Here is an 18204-nt window from a genome sequence, read left to right as displayed (position 1 = left end):
TTACGACTTTTAGGAAGCAGAGGAGAGATGAGCCATGAGCGTAGCGCAGGAAAAGAAAGGCTATTTCGGCGAATTTGGCGGCAGCTTTGTTCCACCTGAACTGCAGGAAGTGCTTGATTATTTGGAGGAGCAGTTCCTGAAATATAAGGATGATCCGGAATTCAATGAGGAGTTTCGAACCTACTTGCGGGAGTATGTCGGCCGCGAGAGTCCGCTGACGTTTGCGGCGCGATTGACGGAGCGGCTCGGCGGGGCGAAGATTTATTTGAAACGTGAGGATTTGAACCATACTGGTTCGCATAAAATCAACAACGTCATCGGGCAAATTTTGTTGGCGAAACGGATGGGGGCGAAACGGGTCATTGCGGAGACCGGCGCAGGCCAGCATGGGGTGGCGACCGCTACCGCATGCGCCATGTTTGGCATGGACTGCACCATTTATATGGGAGAAGAAGATACGAAGCGTCAGGCGCTCAATGTGTTCCGCATGGAGCTGCTAGGGGCGAAAGTCGTGCCGGTCTCGAAAGGGCAAGGGCGGTTGAAGGATGCCGTGGACGAGGCGCTGAACGATCTTGTACAAAACTATAAGACTACGTTTTATTTGCTTGGTTCGGCGGTTGGTCCGCATCCGTATCCGTCGATGGTGAAACATTTTCAGTCGGTTATTAGCGAAGAGAGCAAGCGGCAAATTTTAGAGAGAGAAGGGCGGCTTCCGGATGTGGTGGTGGCCTGCGTTGGCGGGGGAAGCAACGCCATCGGGGCGTTCGCCCATTATTTGGATGAACCAAGCGTGCGGCTCATCGGTGTCGAGCCGGAGAAGGCGGCGACGTTGACGAAAGGGGTTCCGGCGGTTCTTCACGGATTCAAGTGTCTCGTGTTGCTTGATGAAAACGGCAACCCGCAGCCCACATACTCGATCGCCGCTGGGCTCGATTATCCGGGCATCGGTCCGGAGCACAGCCATTTGAAAGTGTCCGGGCGGGCTGAGTATTATACGGTTACGAATGAGGAAGTGCTCGAAGCGTTCCAACTGTTGTCCAAAACGGAAGGAATCATCCCCGCTCTGGAGAGCGCCCATGCGGTGGCGTACGCTATCAAGCTCGCGCCGACGTTAAGCAAAGACCGAATCATCATTGTGAATTTGTCGGGGCGCGGGGATAAAGATGTCGAGCAAGTGTTTTCGATGTTACAATCATAAATTAAGAGGAAAGCGGGCGGACTTTCACGGCGGTGTCCACGTGAAGCCGCCTGCTTATTGTTTTCGATCTCCCGTTTCCCGATTGGTGATGTTCTGCCCTTTTTCACCATCGTTGGCTAACTAATCGCCACTCCTGCACTCGCATATCCCGTGACGGAAGCGGCGATTGAAAGACCGGAAGTGGTGATGAAAAACGCCATGAGCAGCCGGTCGCCAGCATTGACAGGCACGTTTAATCCTGTGATGATGCCGCTGGCGTTTTGGGCTAGGGAGATGGGAAAGGTGATTGATGGCGTTAATGTAATGAGCGTGCCTGGAATAGGCGAAAATACGTTGCTGGATGGAGAAGTGGCGATATACAATTGAGCGCGGATCGTAGCTGTTCCTAAAAGTGCCGTGCCCGTTGTGGCGGAAAAATTGGCTGCGACAGCAGTAATGATTCCTGAACGCGGAATGGTAAAGGAAAAATTCGATGTGCCGCCAAGGTTTATGGTTCCTCCCACTAAACTGATGCTTGAAGCAGCGTTTCCAAATCCGATCAAACTTGCGGTGTCGGCCAACCCAGCTATAGTGGCGGTCAAGACAACCGTTGTTCCTGAAGCGAATGGAATGATGGCTCCTGCTCCAGCCGGTCCCGTCGGCCCTGTGGGTCCTTGAGGTCCGATGGGTCCTGTGGGTCCGGTCGGTCCTTGGGGTCCAATGGGGCCCGTGGGTCCTGTTGGTCCTTGGGGTCCGATGGGTCCCGTGGGCCCTGTAGGTCCCGTGGGTCCTTGAGGTCCGGTGGGTCCTGTAGGCCCCGTCGGTCCTGTTGGTCCGGTATAGATTTTTACAATCGGCGGCCATGTTCCGCATAAAGGGGAAAGACATTTTACTCGAATAGGACGTCGGTCAGACAAGCGGCATAACCTCCTTTCATCGCGATTCATCGGCTTGGTGGAACGTGCTTTCGGCGGCGAGAATGGATTGCAGCAAGCATTCGTTGTGCAACACTGCGGGATGCTGAGGAACGTATTGTTTGGCTTTTTCGTTATGTTGGTATGCTAACTCGTACTCGCCCATGTAAAAGTAACATACACAAAGCTGCAAGTGGGGAAGCCAAGTCCAACAAGCATGATGAACAAATCCCCAGCTGTCGGAAGGCATTGTGAGCTGAGTGGCTAAATGGTACCAAAATGCGGCAAGCCGATATTGCTTGCGCTGAAGAAAGTAATAGCCGAGCCGGCAGCAGCATTCAGCCCGAGGGGTATCGTATTCGAAAGATTGGTACACATATCGAAATGCCTGTTCTTCATCACCAAGTGCGTAAAAACAGTCTGCCAACTTTCCGCAGGCGGCGATGCAATCTTCCACCCACCCTTTTTTTGTCTGCAAAAACTGTTCATAATACTGAATGGCCCGCTCGTATTGTTGATGGTCGAACAGTTCGTTGGCGAAGTAAAAGAGATCTCTTGGCGAAAATTCTGCTCCTTGTGCCAACTGCCTTTCATAAATTTGCAAATTTCGATCTGAAGCGCAGCGATTGGGTTGATGAATAACCGTAATATCGCTGTTGAGAATCGTTCCCCATACTTCTAGATATTCATGAACCATCCCATGCCATCGGAAGCGGTTGGACCGTTTGACGAGGCGGTTTCGACGGACGCTCGAAATCGTCTTCCCATATTCATCTTGGGCAAGGCTGTAAATCATGGTGACTGAATCGATGTCAGACGGAAGGGTGTGCTTCAGTGTGAGAAATTTTGTTTGCTCTTCTGCCGGCAGGATATCGTCTGCGTCCAGCCAAAAAATATAGTCCATTGCGGCGTGGGAAAAGGAGAAATTTCTCGCCGCCGAGAAATCATCGCTCCAAGGAAAGTCGATGACTCGTGCGGTGTAGGATCGGGCGATTTCTTTCGTGCGATCGGTCGACCCTGTATCCACAATCACGATCTCGTCTACGAGATGTCGGACGCTGTCCAAACAGCGGGCAAGGACGTCTTCTTCATTTTTGACGATCATGCAAAGACTGATGGTGATCAATTTCCTTGCACCTTCCTTTCGACCATGTTGCTGCTTTACAATCATGCAGGAATGTGCTTATGCCAATGCCGCATGGCGCTGTAAAAAAGAGAAAAATAGGCGGGGCGAAGAAAATCCCTTCATCCCCTTGGCTGATAAATGGAGGAGATGAAGGGACTTGGTTTTTTGGCGGGTCGGCTTTAAGTGGCAGCTTTCTGTAAGGCGGGTGCTCGCCAAATCTTATCGCTTCGAAGCGTCAGCACAAATAGGAGGGTTTAAACCGCTTCAATAGGAATGAATTCCCATTTGTTCACATCAAATAACCCTTGGTCGGTCAGCTTGAGCTCCGGGATGACCGGCAAGGCGAGGAAGGACAGTGTGATAAACGGGTTGAAGGCATGGCTTGAGCCGAGCGAGTCCAGCGCTTCATGGATCTGTTTCAATCCATTTAACACTTCAGTATAATCTTTTCTTGTCATCAATCCGCCGATCTCAAGCGGTAATCCAGCGAGCACCGCTCCGTCTTTGGCGACGGCAAGCCCGCCTTGTTGTTGGCGGAGCTGTTCAATGGCGACGATGAGGTCGCGATCGTTTGTTCCGGCGGCGATGATATGGTGTGAGTCGTGCGCAATCGAAGCGGCGATGGCGCCTGTTTTGAACCCGAAGCCGCGGACGATGCCAAGGCCGATGCCGAGGCCGCGATGGCGTTCGACGACCACAAGCTTCAGCAAATCCCGTTCGACCGAAGGGGAAAAGGCCCCGTCGCGGACATCGACTTCGGTGACAAGATGGTTCGTATGCAAATGGTTCGGGATGATCTCGATGACATGGGCTTTCGTTCCTCTTTTCATCGGGATGCGAAGATCGGTTTCGTCCACTGCTTGGCAACGGATGGAGTGAAGCAATGGCTGTTCAAGGCTTTCTGCCGATCGTTCGGCCGGAAACACCGTCTGTCCATGTTGGGCCACTAGTCTTCCCGCTTTGAAGACGTGGGTGATGTTCAATGTTTCCAAATCCTCAACGAACAAAAAGTCGGCGTCATACCCCGGGGCGACAGCGCCTTTTGTCGGCAATCGGTAGCACTCGGCGGCGTTCAGCGTGGCCATTTGGATGGCCAGAAGCGGGTCGAGCCCAGCGCGGATGGCAAGGCGCACGTTATGGTCGACGCTGCCTTCAAACCATAAGTCGTCGAGATGTTTATCGTCCGTGCAAAACAGAAAGCGGCGCGCGTTGTGCTCAGTGACGGCAGGAAGAAGTTTTTCGAGGTCTTTAGCGACTGATCCTTGGCGAATGAGCACGTACATGCCGCGGCGAATGCGTTCAAGCGCTTCGTCGACGGTGACGCATTCATGGTCCGTATGGATGCGGGCGCTTCGGTAGACGTTGACGGCATCAGCGTCAAGCCCCGCCAAATGGCCGTCGATCAGGCGGTTGGCGTTGGCAGCGAGCGCCAGTTTGTCAAGCATCGACGGATGTTGTTCCCGTAATGATGGATAGTCCATCACTTCCGCCAATCCGAGCACTCGCTCATCGTTGAAAAACGGTGCCAGTTCCGCGGCGGATAAGACGGCTCCGGCACGTTCAAACGAGGCGGCTGGCACGCACGACGGCAGCATCATATACACATCGAGCGGCGTCCGTTTCGCATCGTCGAGCATAAATTGTATGCCGCGGACGCCAGCGACATTGGCGATTTCGTGCGGATCGGCAATGACGGTCGTCACGCCATGCGGGAGAACGACGCGGGCGAATTCGCTCGGGGGCACCATCGACGATTCGATATGCACGTGTCCGTCAATCAGCCCCGGGCATATATAACGCCCTTCGGCATCGATCGTTTTCCTTCCCTCATAGCGGCCGATGCCGACGATCATCCCTTCCGCAATGGCGAGATCCCCTTCGATGATTTCGCGCGTAAACACGTTGACGATTTTCCCGTTTTTGACAACGAGATCCGCTTCGGTTTGTTTCGCTGCGGTGGCTAGCTGTTTTTGTAAGATCGAATTCATGCTGCTGACTCTCCTTTCCTCATGTCCATCGCCTGATCATCGGCGGAAATTGGTTTCATTGTAATGAGCCAGCTGACAAGTTGTCAACCGCTTTGGTTCGTTTTTTGCCATGCGTATGGCGCTGTTGTTTTCGCCTCTCTTTATAAATGTAACAATGTTATGCTGCAATTAACAAAAGGAAGGGGGTGTGCGGCTCATGGAACAAGAATTGATCTCGAAAAAAGGACTGCTTGAGCTGACGGGCATTTCGTACGGCCAGCTTTACCGCGATATCACAGCATTTTGGCCATGTTCATTTGCCTGAAATGGCCTCAAAACTGTCGAACTCAGGAAATAAAATCCGGCGTTTTAAGGCTGTCTCACAAAGATGAGATAGCCCTTTTTACATATGGCTTGACAAAGAAACAGTTCTTCAGTTAATGCCACAAGCAATGGATAGCATATTGCTTTTCTTATTTTTGGGCCATTTCAAAATAAAATTTGTCTGGAAATGGAGAGCCCCTCTTTCCCAAATAGTATACATAATGAACAATAGTATATTTTTTGATACTATGTAAAAATAAAGTGCGTACTTTTAAAGGCAAAACATACATAGTATACTCATCAGTGTGTAAGAGATAAACACATAAAAATGCTACTGCTTATGCAACCTGCAAAATTTTTATGAGAGGTGAAGGATTCATGGAATTACAATTAGCATTGGATCTCGTAAACATTCCAGAAGCGAAACAATTAGTAAAAGAAGTTGAGGAGTATGTGGATATTGTAGAAATCGGCACTCCAGTTATCATTAATGAAGGTCTTAGAGCTGTAAAAGAAATCAAACAAGAATTTCCTCACTTAAAAGTATTGGCAGACTTAAAAATCATGGATGCCGCCGCATATGAAGTCATGAAAGCGTCCGAAGCCGGAGCCGACATTATCACGATACTTGGAGTTGCTGAAGATTTGTCCATCAAAGGTGCTGTGGAAGAAGCTAAAAAACAAGGCAAAAAAATATTGGTGGACATGATCGGGGTTAAAAATTTAGAAGAACGAGCGAAAGAAGTAGATGGGTTTGGAGTCGACTATATTTGCGTACACACAGGTTATGATCTTCAAGCAGTCGGCAAAAACTCTCTTGAAGACCTTGCCACAATCAAACGTGTCGTGAAAAACGCAAAAACTGCGATCGCAGGCGGCATTAAATTAAACACATTGCCTGAAGTCATTAAAGCAAAACCTGATCTTATCATCGTAGGCGGCGGTATTACTGGCCAAGAAGACAAACGCGCTGTAGCTGCTGAAATGAAAAAAATGATCCAACAAGGTGAATGAATGATGCAAGCTACGCAATATTTAGGAGAAATCATCAAAGAGTTAAATCGGACAGCCGATTTAATCGCCGCGGGAGAAGCGGAAAAATTGGTGAATGAGATTCTCGAAGCAAAGAAAATTTTTGTAGCTGGCGCAGGCAGATCTGGATTTATGTCCAAATCTTTTGCGATGCGAATGATGCACATGGGGCTAGACGCCTATGTCGTAGGCGAAACCATCACCCCTAACCTAGAACAAGACGACATTTTGATCATTGGATCGGGTTCAGGGGAAACGAGAAGTTTAGTTTCCATGGCTGAAAAAGCGAAAAGCTTAGGGGCAACCGTAGCGTTAGTGACCATTTTCCCTGAATCGACCATTGGACAATTGGCTGATATCACGGTCAAATTGCCTGGCTCGCCTAAAGACCAGTCAGATAACGGATACAAAACGATACAGCCGATGGGATCGCTTTTTGAGCAAACCCTCTTGCTGTTTTATGATGCGATCATATTAAGATGCATGGAGAAAAAAGGATTGGACTCCAATACCATGTTCAAAAGACACGCCAATCTGGAATAGAGTATAAGGAATGCTGCGCAGACATCTTTAACCATTCGAAATTTTAAACTATTTAAACGAAATTTTCAACTTAATCACGGGGGAAAGGAGAAAAGGCCGCAAAGCTTTCTTTAAGAAACGCTTTGCGGTCTTTTTTTGATCGGGAGATTGGATTCTTGTGATCGATCCATGATCGTTCATTCCCTTCGTGCACATCAGCCGCTCTCCCACTATCAGCATTCCCTCGATGATCATTACAAATCAAATCGGTTATAGTCGGAACGCGGGGGGGGGGTGCCAAGACTTTTTGCAAAATCGATGACCACTCCTTTCATGGTTGCACGCGGCGTCAAAAACTCTCAAAAGTCTGTTGCCTTCCATAATCCATCGGTAAAATCGTGCGATGGTGGCAAATGTCATTCAGCAAACCTTGAAGAACGCAACTCCGCATGCAGATGTCAGGAAACGGCGAACAAAACGCCCGCCCTCGGCAACGGGTATTCCCGCTGCAGAAGGCGGGCAGTCTTTATCGCTATTCTTTGCCGCAGAACTCTTCGTCGTAATAGAAGTCCTGCTCAAACTCCACCCACCCGAAAAAGAGGGGACGAGGCTCCTCGACCATCTCTAAGCGATAGACGGTGCTGACGTAGAAGGGGATATCGGGTTCTTTGACCGGCGCCGGTGCCATGTGCGCCCAGTCTAGGAACACAATATCCTCTAACAGATAGTCTTGGAAGGCGCTCAGCATGTCAGTGATGGCAAAGCCCATGTCAAGGATGCCCTGCTGGATCTGCCGCCATTTCCGCCAAGAGGCCTCCAAGTAAGAGAGTCCAAAATAGCCCGCGGCACCGGGCCCACGCACCCCCTCTGTACAGCGGCTTAGAAAAAGCAGGAGTCCCTTGACGGTGTCGACCGGGTCCGTGAAGAACACATCAAACTGGCCGCGGAGATGGGACGGCAATTCATCCCGCACATCGTAGACCTCGGCGTGGACGTGGTCCCAACCTTGGTCCTGAGCCACATCGCGTACAAAGCGGACAATGCGTTCATCCACGTCCAAGACACAGATGCGCCGCGGCAGCCCCGAGAGCGCAGCTGCAATGCTTGTAAGGTCATCATCGCCCAGCAGCAAAATGTCTCGCCCCATCAGATCTCCCTGTTGGGCCATCAGTGCCAGCCGCCGAACGGTTGTCTCGGGCGTCACATACCCTTGGTCAAAGTCGGGCGTCGCCTTGGACCGCATGGCTGCGATATCTTGAAAAGCAGCAAGGACGCTGTCAAAAGGCGGCCTCAGAACAATGCCGCGCCCCGCGCAAACCTCACAGCGCTGTTCGGCCACCCGTTCTAGGCCCATAGTTTCTGCCTGACGACGCCCTTTCTCAGTGATCACAAAGCGGTCGCCGTTGTAGGCCGCCAGCTCTCCCTCCAAGAGCGACTGCAGCGCCTTCAGCACTTGGTGCGTCTGGGCTTTCCCTTCCCTCATCAGTTCCCAGTAGGATTTCGGGCCAAAGCAAAGCGCACGAAGCAGAAGCGTGTCGATCCGACGACTTTCCGCAGCAATACCGACTTTCGACATGGGTACCACTCCTTTCGCCCTAAAAGAGTAAAGACCGTTCCGCTCCGGCACCCCTTCGTTTTCATCGAAAGGAGCGACATGAAACATAGAAAGCAGCGGTTCAAACGTTTTTGGAACGCTTGCCTTCTTAGCGTGAGGCCTAACGATCATCCGAAAGATAAAGCATCCTTCCCCTTTCCAGCATCGAAATAGCATTTTTGCTGCTTTCGATAGGGAAACGATAAAAGACGCGCTGAAGTTGGAAGAATTTTTTTAAGGTTCCATAAGCATGGTGTTTTTATTAAGGTTTAAATCGGTAATAGCGGTATGGTGTTTTTCGCCTCTAGTTTTTCCATCATTTCATACCAATCCCTTGGTTTGTTCGATAAGACAGAATAATAACGTTTCAAAAACTTCACAACAAGATCCGCTGGAAGTTCATTCACGCTATCGTCCATCGGAAGGAAACAAAGATCAAGCCCGGTTACGGCTTCTCCATCATTGTTCCAAGATGGATGGACATAAGGGAAGTCAAGCCGCTTATATCCCAAATGAGATAATACCTCACGACGAACATATGGATCCATCGGCTTAATCCCGCCAAATTCATAATGCTTCACCCGATAAGGATCATAAATCTCGGCGAACATGCCATACAACTGCTTTCCATTTGCAGCGGCCCAATTTTGCAAATCCTCCAGCCGCTTTTTGGCTAAAAACCGGCCGATCCCCAGTCCTGCTTGGCCGATAATGGTGAAATCTGTCATCGCGACATTTAAATCTTCATAATAACGGTACTCCGTTGCGCCTACTACCTCTCCTTCGTGAACAGCAACGCACACACGAATTCCCGGATCTTCCAGAGGCTCTTTCCACAAATCAAATGCCAATACTTCTTCCGGAGGAAATACATTTTGCATCAATTGATGCATTTTCTTAAACAAAGGGTCTTCAATGCTCGTAATTCTGCGATACTCCATTTTCATCATTCTCCTTTAAGATTTTGCGCGATAAAAAGGATTTTTCCATTCCATCAGTGCAGCATAATTGCACGATTCTTCATCTTCTAAATAGTTCGCCACCACTTTGACAGGTGTGCGGCCGCAGCGAAGCAGGAAGGTAATAACAGGATCTTTCAATTTGCCTTTTACTACCGCTTCGAGATATTGCTCCGCTGTCATCTCATGCGCTTTTTTATGATAGCCAGGCATCCTCCCTCCGCCTAACAGCCGCTCTAGTCCCAAATGAACAACCACTTCATACATGGATAGCATCAGCCATTTTCCCAGCCCCCATTTGCGGTAGGCAGGGCGCACGCCAATATCAACGACATAAAGCGTATTCCCGTTTGGGTTATGGTTACGGATATATCCATGATCCGTGATCTCTTCCCATGTATGGTCCGGATGGCTGGGGTCAAAGTCGACAATAAGCCCTGTCATTGACCCCGCAATTTCGCCATTCACCTCAACACATAAGGCTCCCTCTGGAAAGAGTGTCACATGGTTTTTCAGCTGTTCCGTATTCCACCATAATTCAGACGGGAATGGCGGAGGAAAACTTTCCTGTTGAATGCGGATTAATCCAGGAAAGTCCTTTTCTTCATAATTTCGGATCACCGCTGGAACAGGACGATCTTGGTCAAAGACATAAAACTCCTTTCGATACATTCTTACCCCTCCTCTCTCATTATCCATCTAGCAACGTATCGCCCATTCATGTGGCGATACTGATATTATTAGGCACATCATTCCATTTAACAAGTAGATACTTTCGTGTTACATAGTGTGAAAAATTATACCTAAAAATAAAAAAAGAAATTCGGAATATTTTTTCCAGACCTTCCTCGCATTCGAACAGCCATGCCTAGTCCACATTATTGTGTAAAATCCATTCTCCATCCAGTGAACTTGGATCACTGGAAAACAAAAGCACTTTTTTGCCGTTTTTCTTTTTACGCCATTTTCGGGACTCCATCAACAGTCATCAACGCATATACAGAAAAACCAACGGACAGCGGTTCTTTCATAAAGATGGTTGTCCGTTGGTTTTTCGCGTCTAATTATAAAACTTATTGCTTTCCTCATTATCTTTCATGTGTGTATTTCTTTGTTTACCAGCAAAAAAAGAAAAGTGCATATAACATACACGCAGATCGTTTTCGAAGCTTTCATAACGGAGAAAGCTTTCTACTTGGCTGCTTCATTGATTTTTACTTGCCCCTTTACGACCGTCTCCATATAGTTTTTGCCCCATTCATACATCGCATCAAGAATTGGCATCAAACTTTTTCCATGTTCGGTCAATGAATATTCCACTTTTGGCGGAACAACCGGATAGACTTCGCGATGAACAATTTGATCTTGCTCCAGCTCCCGCAGCTGGTTAACAAGCATTCTTTGGGTGATCCCAGGCATGAGGGCTTTTAGTTCGCTAAACCGCTTCTTTCCCCCTTTTCCTAGATGCCATAAAATAAGCATTTTCCATTTACCGCCAATAACAGCGAGTGTTAATTCTTTTTCACAATTATACGTCTTGCCACAAACGTGTCCCATCATTTCACCCCCATGTTGATTATAACGCGATAGTATACTTTTTGTCACTTTATGATCATAAAGAACATACTTACAAATAAATGTTATATATCTGTTATTTTCACTCATTGCAAATGGTATTCATTCCTTCGGGATAATACAATCCATTCATTGCATCTGGATGCCTTTTATATCATTAAGTATATTTTTTTACACTATATTATATTTTTGTCACTACATGATAATAAAGTGCGTACTTCTCAATAAGTTTTATACACATTATACTAGCATCTGTAAACAATCACGGGTACTGGAGGGAGCAGCATGAATCGTTTTACTATTCCTCGCGATATTTATTTTGGAGAGAATGCTCTCGATGTTTTAAAAACATTGGAAGGAACAAAAGCTACCCTCGTCATTGGCGGCAGCTCCGTCAAGAAAAACGGAAATCTTGATAAAATTCAGCAACTTCTTTCAGAAGCCAATATAGAAACAAAAGTGATTGACGGAATTACGACAGAACCAACCACCCAAATGGTAAAAAAAGGAGTGCGCATTCTTAATGATTTTCAGCCAGATTGGGTGATCGGGATTGGCGGCGGGTCAGTAATGGATGCGGCAAAAGCGATGTGGTTGTTCTATGAACATCCAGAATTGACATTTGAAGAAGCGACACGTCCATTTAGCCTGCCACGCTTACGCACAAGGGCAAAGTTCGTGGGAATCCCAACGACAAGCGGAAGTGCATCGGAAATATCCAATTTATCGGTTATTACTGATGCAGAAACAGGGGTCAAATATCCACTGGCTGATTTTGAACTGACGCCAGACATGGCGATTATTGATCCGATTATGGTCCAATCCATGCCGAAGCACGTTACAGCCTACAGCGGGATGGACGCAATCACACATAGTATTGAAGCATACGTAGCAAAGCCTCGTACGATTTTCACAGATTCCTTGGCTATTGAAGCAGCTCAAGTACTGAAAGAAAATCTTCTTGCTTCTTACCACGGAGATGCTAAAGCCCGCGAACAAGTTCATTACGCTCAGGCGATGGCTGGAATGGCCTTTGCTAACGCGGTGCTAGGAAATGTGCACAGTCTTTCACACAAAAGCGGCCCAATATTTAACATTCCGCATGGATGTGCCAATGCGATTTATTTACCATATGTAATCCAATTTAATCGCACGGTAGTCGAGGAACGTTATGCAGCAATTGCCAAACGGCTCGGTCTGGATGGGGAAAACAACAAAGAATTGGTGGATTCACTCATTGCTTGGATTCGTGACTTGAATAATAAGATGAATATTCCAAATACACTTCAAGAATACGGAGTGTCCGAAGAAACGTTCACCGCACACGTGGATGAAATGGCGGCCAATGCCGTAAAAGATCCTTGTACAAGCACAAATCCGCGTGAAACTTCTGTAGAAGAAATGAAAAAATTATATATCGCAGCGTTTTATGGTCTAGATGTCAACTTCTAAACAAATAAAAAAAGCAAAGCCTGTCACTAACATTCTTACCAGCGATAAAAAGATCGGATTCCATTGAATCTGATCTTTTTATCCCACCGTTTGCTTTTATATTTATATTACCATAGATGCCTTAAAAAAGGTACTAGGTTATTTTAATCATTTGCCTTTTAGCGGATGTATTTTGTTTAAACGTTCATGCACGACAAATACATGGACAAGACTTTCTCCCTGAAATGGGCATTATTCATAAAAAATACCAATTCAAGCAATGTAGTAAACGTTGTTATATCTGCTCTATCCACTTTATTCTTTTGGGAAAATGTTTCGAAAAGTCAGGGGGGATCACATTGGATTCAATGACCTTTATCTTGTTTGGAGCAACAGGTGATTTAGCGAAACGAAAAATTTTCCCTGCATTATATAATTTATTTCTTGATCAAAAAATGCCGCAGCCATTTTCCATTATTGGCGTAAGCAAAAGAGAATTGTCCGATGAAGCGTTTCAAACATATGTGGAAAATTCGGTAAAAACCTTTTCCAGACGTTTGGCAAATGACCGTTCCAAAATGAAGGAGTTTCTTCGCGCGTTTCGCTATATTTCTCTAGATGTAACGAATGCACAAGGGTATAAAAAGTTGCTTGAAATGGTTCAACAACGGGAAAAAGAATTGAATATTCCTGAAAACCGCATGTTTTATTTATCTGTTGCGCCGGAATTTTTTGATGTGATCGCGTCGAACATCAAGGAAAGCGGATTAGGATCCACAACAGGTTGGAAACGTCTGATTATCGAAAAACCGTTTGGCCACGATATCCAATCGGCCCAAGATTTAAACGAAAAATTAAGCCAAGCTTTCGAGGAAGAAGAAATTTATCGGGTAGATCATTACCTTGGAAAACCGATGGTGCAAAACCTTGAAGCTTTAAAATTCGCCAACCCTGTGTTTCAAGCGATATGGAATAATCAATTTATAGCCAATGTGCAAATTACAGCTAGCGAGACCGTTGGGGTAGAACAAAGAGCAAGCTATTATGATCAAGCAGGCGCCATTCGCGACATGTTTCAAAACCATATGTTGCAACTGTTGATGATGACAGCCATGCACTTGCCAAAACAAATTAGCGCAAAAGACATCCGTAACGAGAAAAGAAAAATTATGGAATCTCTTCGACCAATACAGAAGGAAGAAGTAGGCTTGCACGTTGTTCGCGGCCAATACGGTCCTGGAGAAATCGATGGCAGACCAGTGGTTGGATATAAAGAAGAACCTGGCATCGATGCTTCTTCGACAACGGAGACGTTTGTTGCGGCCCGTCTGTGGATTGATGATGAAAACTGGAGCGGGGTGCCATTCTACATCCGTACAGGTAAAAGAATGAAGGAAAAGTCCACACGTATCGTGATGGAGTTTAAAAATCCATTAAAGGAATGGTACTTGCCAAAAAATGAAGAAACAGCTCCTAATCTTTTGGTGATTCAAATCAATCCGAACGAAGGCGTTTCGCTGCAATTCAATAGTAAAAATGTATTCAACAACGGAAAGATGGAGCCTGTCCATATGGACTTCGCAACGAATCAGAAAGAGGTGCCTGAAGCGTATGAACTCTTAATTTTTGACGCTTTGCACGGCGATTCGACTTTCTTTGCCCATTGGAAAGAGGTCGAACTATCTTGGAAATGGCTGCAACCTATTTTAGAGGCATTTGCGGAAAACCGCCTTCCTCTTTACTCCTATCGTTCAGGATCGATGGGGCCAGAGGCTTCTTATCAATTATTGAAAGAAGACGGATTTTATTGGCGGTAAATAAGCTTTTCCGGAGCAAACCTGAAAACATAATTTCTGGATAAACTAACTATGAAATAGGAATAGCCAATCTTCTTTGACCAAGATATTTTTAGGAGGTAGTCAGCATGAGAGTCGGGCTAGTCGGTTTAGGAAAAATGGGATTAAACTTAGGCAAAAATCTTATGGACCATAAGCACGAAGTAGTGGCGTTCGATATAAATACAAATGCGGTGGAAGAAATAAAAAAATACGGTGCTAAAGGCGCATCCACTTTAAAGGAACTCGCCCTATCATTAGAAAAAACGAGAATTGTCTGGATAATGGTTCCCCACACCGTTGTTGATTCGGTGATTAGTGAAATTGCGCCATTTTTAAGCAAAGGAGACATTGTGATCGATGGTGGCAATTCTCACTATAAGGAATCGATTCGTCGTTATAACGAGCTAAAGGAGATTGGAATTCACTTTATGGATGCTGGAACCTCTGGTGGAGTGGAAGGTGCTCGTAACGGAGCGTGTTACATGGTTGGAGGGGATTCTGAAGCTTGGAACATTGTCGAGCCTCTTTTCCGAGATACCGCTGTCAAAAATGGGTATTTATATACAGGAAAAACAGGTAGTGGCCACTTCTTAAAAATGGTCCACAATGGGATTGAATACGGAATGATGGCTGCCATTGGCGAAGGATTCGAAATATTAGAAAAAAGCGAATTCGATTACGACTATGAAAAAGTGGCGAGAGTGTGGAACAATGGTTCGGTTATTCGTTCATGGCTCATGGAATTAACAGAACGCGCGTTTTCAAAAGATGCAAAATTAGAGGAAATCAAAGGAATTATGCATTCTTCCGGCGAAGGAAAATGGACGGTCGAGACAGCATTAGATCTGCAAACGGCCACTCCTGTCATCGCCATGGCCTTATTGATGCGGTATCGTTCATTAGAAAGCGATACATTTACAGGAAAAGTGGTAGCCGCTCTACGCAATGAATTTGGCGGACATGCTGTAGAAAAAAATGAGAAGAAATAACATAAAATCCCCTTGCAGGAAGGCATACAATGGACATGCGCTGCAAAATAGAATGAGAAAGGAGAAGTGTATATGGCTATCTCTTTTGATTACTCCAATGCCTTGCCATTTATGAAAGAGGGTGAACTACATTATTTAAGCGAATTTGTAAAAGCGGCTCATCATATGCTTCATGAAAAGAAAGGCCCAGGATCCGATTTTCTTGGTTGGGTGGATTGGCCGATTCGTTATGATAAGGACGAATTTGCGCGAATCAAGCAAGCAGCCGAAAAAATCCGCAATCATTCAGATGCTCTTGTCGTCATCGGCATTGGCGGATCTTATTTAGGGGCAAGGGCCGCTGTTGAAGCATTATCCCATGCCTTTCATAACCAAATGAACGATATGACGCAAATTTATTTCGCTGGCCAAAATATCAGTTCCACTTATCTCTCTCATTTATTAGATGTATTAGAAGGCAAGGATCTGTCGATCAACGTCATTTCTAAATCGGGAACAACGACAGAGCCAGCCATTGCTTTTCGGATTTTCCGCGACTACATGGAGAAAAAATATGGAAAAGAGGAAGCAAGAAAACGGATTTACGTTACTACCGATCGCGCAAAAGGAGCATTAAAAAAGCTCGCTGATCAAGAAGGCTATGAAACTTTCGTTATTCCGGATGACATAGGCGGAAGATATTCTGTGCTGACAGCAGTTGGCCTGTTGCCAATCGCCGTCGCTGGATTGAATATTGATCGAATGATGGAAGGCGCAGCATCGGCATATTATAAATATAACCATCCTGATCTTTCAACCAATGAAAGTTATCAGTATGCTGCCGTGCGAAATATTCTCTATCGCAAAGGCAAAGCGATCGAATTATTGGTGAACTATGAGCCATCCCTTCATTATGTATCTGAGTGGTGGAAACAGCTGTTTGGCGAAAGCGAAGGGAAAGATCAAAAAGGACTCTTTCCTGCATCCGTTGACTTTACAACAGATTTACATTCCATGGGGCAATACGTTCAGGAAGGCCGCCGCATTCTGATCGAAACAGTGCTGCAAGTGAAAAAACCGCGAATCGAACTGACGATTCAAGAAGACCCAGAAAATATCGATGGATTGAATTTCTTGGCCGGCAAGACACTGGATGAAGTAAACAAAAAAGCTTTCCAAGGCACGCTATTCGCACACGTAGACGGCGGAGTGCCTAACTTAATTGTTGAACTGGATGAAATGAATGAATACACCTTTGGGGAAATGGTATACTTCTTCGAAAAAGCTTGCGGCATCAGCGGCCATTTGCTCGGTGTAAATCCATTTGACCAACCGGGAGTGGAAGCATACAAAAACAATATGTTTGCCTTACTTGGCAAACCGGGGTTTGAAGAGGAAAAAGCGGCTCTCATGAAACGGCTATCGAAATAGCGTTTTCCTTACAGCTGTTTGAAATAACGCTCTACATGTAAACTGCCTGTTTTCCTGAACTCTGCAGGAGACAGGCAGTTTCCTTTTTTCCTGAAACTTGATGATCCTCCATTATGGAAGGAGAGATGGATTTTCATGCCTGGGTGGGGAGTAAAATTTACTCATGGATGTTTTCTGTGAAAATAATGAATCCATGAGCGGTTATTTTCATGCTTGGGTGGCGAGTAAAAGCTTACTCATGGATGTTTTCTGTGAAAATGCGCCGCCTTGATAAGTCATTTTCATGCCAGGGTGGGGAGCAAGGCTTGCTCATGGATGTTTTTTGTTTCTCCCTTCTCTTTTGATTTTCGATAGAATACAATAAACATAGGAGGTGAAACCATGTATCGAACGCTGAAAACCCGTTTTCGAGCAAAAAAAGAAGTGATTGATAAACTTTTTGAATGCAATCGCATCTCCGCAGAAGTTTGGAATGAGTGTCTTCGTTTGGCGAAAGAACATCATTTGAAAACAGGAAAATGGATAACCAAAACGGAACTGCAAAAAGCAACAAAAGGTCGTTTTCCTATCCACAGCCAAAGCATCCAAGCCGTTGTGCATAAGTATATATTTGCCCGTGACGGAGCAAGAGAAGCACGGAAAAAAGGGGAGAAAACCAAATTTCCGTACAAAAAGAAAAAACACTTCAATACAAAATGGGCAAAAGATGGGTTTGTTTTGCATGAAGACGGGACGTTGGAACTGTCGCTAGGAATTTGGAAACGGAAAAGACAATCTCCTTTGGTGGTGAAAATGGATAAAGAACAAATTCCAAAGGGTCAAGTGAAAGAAATCGAACTCGTTTATGACCGTGGTTTGTGGCTTTGTTTGTTGTATGAAGATGGAAAAGAACCAAAAGAGAATAAAAATCAAAACCGTGTCGCTATTGACCCAGGGGAAATTCACACCATCGCAGCCGTTTGTGAAAATGGGGAAAACCTCATCATCACGGGAAGAAAAATAAGAAGCATCCATCGGTTGAGAAACAAAAAATTAAAAGAACTGCAAAAACTCATGAGCAGATGCAAAAAAGGCTCCAAACAATGGAAAAAGTACAATCGGGCAAAACAATATGTACTTTCGAAATCAGAGGCACAACTAAAGGATGCGTTGCACAAAACCACGAGACAATTTGTTCGTTGGTGTTTGGAAAACCAAGTGAAAGAAGTCGTCATTGGGGATGTCGAGGGGGTACAACGGAACACGAAAAAGAAACGAAACAAAAAGACCAATCAGAAATTATCCAATTGGTCGTTTGGAAAACTATATAAGTTGAATTAAAGATTTACAACTGAACACACAAACGA

Annotated in this window: 15 protein-coding genes and 1 pseudogene; 9 read left to right on the top strand and 7 right to left on the bottom strand. The window is 45.9% G+C overall.

Annotated features, from left to right (window positions below; all coding sequences use genetic code 11):
* The first annotated feature begins 34 nt into the window (after positions 1 to 34).
* Entirely contained in the window at positions 35 to 1198 is a 1164-nt protein-coding gene (gene trpB / locus ETR37_RS16500) for a tryptophan synthase subunit beta (protein WP_129447532.1), read from the top strand.
* Between the two features lie 116 nt (positions 1199 to 1314).
* On the opposite strand, the gene ETR37_RS19870 is transcribed toward trpB, so the two are convergent.
* From ETR37_RS19870 to ade, 3 genes are all read right to left on the bottom strand, one after another.
* Positions 1315 to 1779, bottom strand: coding sequence for an exosporium glycoprotein BclB-related protein (locus ETR37_RS19870; RefSeq protein ID WP_240673912.1), 465 nt, complete (start codon positions 1777 to 1779; stop codon positions 1315 to 1317).
* A gap of 331 nt (positions 1780 to 2110) precedes the next feature.
* Complete coding sequence (locus ETR37_RS16490; RefSeq protein ID WP_205728154.1) at positions 2111 to 3217, bottom strand: glycosyltransferase; 1107 nt, start codon at positions 3215 to 3217, stop codon at positions 2111 to 2113.
* Positions 3218 to 3471: 254 nt separating this feature from the next.
* Positions 3472 to 5205, bottom strand: a complete 1734-nt coding sequence (gene ade, locus ETR37_RS16485; protein ID WP_129447529.1) for an adenine deaminase — start codon at positions 5203 to 5205, stop codon at positions 3472 to 3474.
* A gap of 196 nt (positions 5206 to 5401) precedes the next feature.
* Between ade and ETR37_RS16480 the strand changes: the two are divergent.
* The 3 genes and pseudogenes from ETR37_RS16480 to hxlB form a co-directional block, all read left to right on the top strand.
* Positions 5402 to 5473 (top strand): annotated as a pseudogene (locus tag ETR37_RS16480) (DUF4004 family protein); the annotation flags it as partial.
* A gap of 413 nt (positions 5474 to 5886) precedes the next feature.
* The gene (hxlA, locus tag ETR37_RS16475; RefSeq protein ID WP_015375155.1) at positions 5887 to 6522 is read left to right on the top strand and encodes a 3-hexulose-6-phosphate synthase; all 636 of its coding nucleotides are present in this window, start codon (positions 5887 to 5889) and stop codon (positions 6520 to 6522) included.
* 3 nt (positions 6523 to 6525) lie between these two features.
* Positions 6526 to 7083, top strand: a complete 558-nt coding sequence (hxlB, locus tag ETR37_RS16470; RefSeq protein ID WP_063193839.1) for a 6-phospho-3-hexuloisomerase — start codon at positions 6526 to 6528, stop codon at positions 7081 to 7083.
* A gap of 511 nt (positions 7084 to 7594) precedes the next feature.
* On the opposite strand, the gene ETR37_RS16465 is transcribed toward hxlB, so the two are convergent.
* The 4 genes from ETR37_RS16465 to hxlR all read right to left on the bottom strand — a co-directional run bounded on the left by ETR37_RS16465 (position 7595) and on the right by hxlR (position 11172).
* Positions 7595 to 8638: a bis-aminopropyl spermidine synthase family protein gene (locus ETR37_RS16465; RefSeq protein WP_129447528.1), complete on the bottom strand. Its 1044-nt coding sequence runs from the start codon at positions 8636 to 8638 to the stop codon at positions 7595 to 7597.
* 287 nt (positions 8639 to 8925) lie between these two features.
* The gene (locus ETR37_RS16460; protein WP_033015477.1) at positions 8926 to 9597 is read right to left on the bottom strand and encodes a GNAT family N-acetyltransferase; all 672 of its coding nucleotides are present in this window, start codon (positions 9595 to 9597) and stop codon (positions 8926 to 8928) included.
* Positions 9598 to 9612: 15 nt separating this feature from the next.
* Positions 9613 to 10287, bottom strand: a complete 675-nt coding sequence (locus ETR37_RS16455; RefSeq protein ID WP_015375151.1) for a GNAT family N-acetyltransferase — start codon at positions 10285 to 10287, stop codon at positions 9613 to 9615.
* A 519-nt stretch (positions 10288 to 10806) separates the two neighbouring features.
* Positions 10807 to 11172 carry a transcriptional activator HxlR gene (gene hxlR / locus ETR37_RS16450; protein ID WP_003252445.1) on the bottom strand — a complete coding sequence of 122 codons (366 nt, stop codon included), beginning with the start codon at positions 11170 to 11172 and terminating at the stop codon, positions 10807 to 10809.
* A 303-nt stretch (positions 11173 to 11475) separates the two neighbouring features.
* Between hxlR and ETR37_RS16445 the strand changes: the two genes are divergently transcribed.
* The 5 genes from ETR37_RS16445 (at position 11476) to ETR37_RS16425 (ending at position 18178) form a co-directional block, all read left to right on the top strand.
* A complete protein-coding gene (locus tag ETR37_RS16445) occupies positions 11476 to 12642 on the top strand; it encodes an iron-containing alcohol dehydrogenase (protein WP_129447527.1) in 1167 nt (388 codons plus the stop codon).
* A 338-nt stretch (positions 12643 to 12980) separates the two neighbouring features.
* Positions 12981 to 14438: a glucose-6-phosphate dehydrogenase gene (gene zwf, locus ETR37_RS16440; protein ID WP_033006070.1), complete on the top strand. Its 1458-nt coding sequence runs from the start codon at positions 12981 to 12983 to the stop codon at positions 14436 to 14438.
* A gap of 107 nt (positions 14439 to 14545) precedes the next feature.
* Positions 14546 to 15448, top strand: coding sequence for a phosphogluconate dehydrogenase (NAD(+)-dependent, decarboxylating) (gene gnd, locus ETR37_RS16435; protein WP_129447526.1), 903 nt, complete (start codon positions 14546 to 14548; stop codon positions 15446 to 15448).
* Between the two features lie 72 nt (positions 15449 to 15520).
* Positions 15521 to 16858 (top strand): glucose-6-phosphate isomerase, encoded by a 1338-nt coding sequence (locus ETR37_RS16430; protein WP_063211420.1) that lies wholly within the window; start codon positions 15521 to 15523, stop codon positions 16856 to 16858.
* Positions 16859 to 17239: 381 nt separating this feature from the next.
* On the top strand, positions 17240 to 18178 hold the full coding sequence (locus ETR37_RS16425; RefSeq protein ID WP_240673911.1) for an RNA-guided endonuclease InsQ/TnpB family protein: 939 nt from the start codon (positions 17240 to 17242) through the stop codon (positions 18176 to 18178).
* Positions 18179 to 18204 lie beyond the last annotated feature (26 nt).

The sequence above is a fragment of the Geobacillus sp. PK12 genome (assembly GCF_004123125.1).
GTDB classification, from domain to species: Bacteria; Bacillota; Bacilli; order Bacillales; family Anoxybacillaceae; genus Geobacillus; species Geobacillus zalihae.
This window is presented reverse-complemented; position numbering and strand designations above follow the sequence as displayed.

Excerpts from the sequence above, each read along its gene's own strand:
- trpB (WP_129447532.1), top strand. The coding sequence starts at position 35 with ATGAGCGTAGCGCAGGAAAAGAAAGGCTATTTCGGCGAATTTGGCGGC.
- ade (WP_129447529.1), bottom strand. The coding sequence starts at position 5,205 with ATGAATTCGATCTTACAAAAACAGCTAGCCACCGCAGCGAAACAAACC.
- hxlA (WP_015375155.1), top strand. The coding sequence starts at position 5,887 with ATGGAATTACAATTAGCATTGGATCTCGTAAACATTCCAGAAGCGAAA.
- hxlB (WP_063193839.1), top strand. The coding sequence starts at position 6,526 with ATGCAAGCTACGCAATATTTAGGAGAAATCATCAAAGAGTTAAATCGG.
- ETR37_RS16465 (WP_129447528.1), bottom strand. The coding sequence starts at position 8,638 with ATGTCGAAAGTCGGTATTGCTGCGGAAAGTCGTCGGATCGACACGCTT.
- ETR37_RS16460 (WP_033015477.1), bottom strand. The coding sequence starts at position 9,597 with ATGGAGTATCGCAGAATTACGAGCATTGAAGACCCTTTGTTTAAGAAA.
- ETR37_RS16455 (WP_015375151.1), bottom strand. The coding sequence starts at position 10,287 with ATGTATCGAAAGGAGTTTTATGTCTTTGACCAAGATCGTCCTGTTCCA.
- hxlR (WP_003252445.1), bottom strand. The coding sequence starts at position 11,172 with ATGGGACACGTTTGTGGCAAGACGTATAATTGTGAAAAAGAATTAACA.
- ETR37_RS16445 (WP_129447527.1), top strand. The coding sequence starts at position 11,476 with ATGAATCGTTTTACTATTCCTCGCGATATTTATTTTGGAGAGAATGCT.
- gnd (WP_129447526.1), top strand. The coding sequence starts at position 14,546 with ATGAGAGTCGGGCTAGTCGGTTTAGGAAAAATGGGATTAAACTTAGGC.
- ETR37_RS16430 (WP_063211420.1), top strand. The coding sequence starts at position 15,521 with ATGGCTATCTCTTTTGATTACTCCAATGCCTTGCCATTTATGAAAGAG.
- ETR37_RS16425 (WP_240673911.1), top strand. The coding sequence starts at position 17,240 with ATGTATCGAACGCTGAAAACCCGTTTTCGAGCAAAAAAAGAAGTGATT.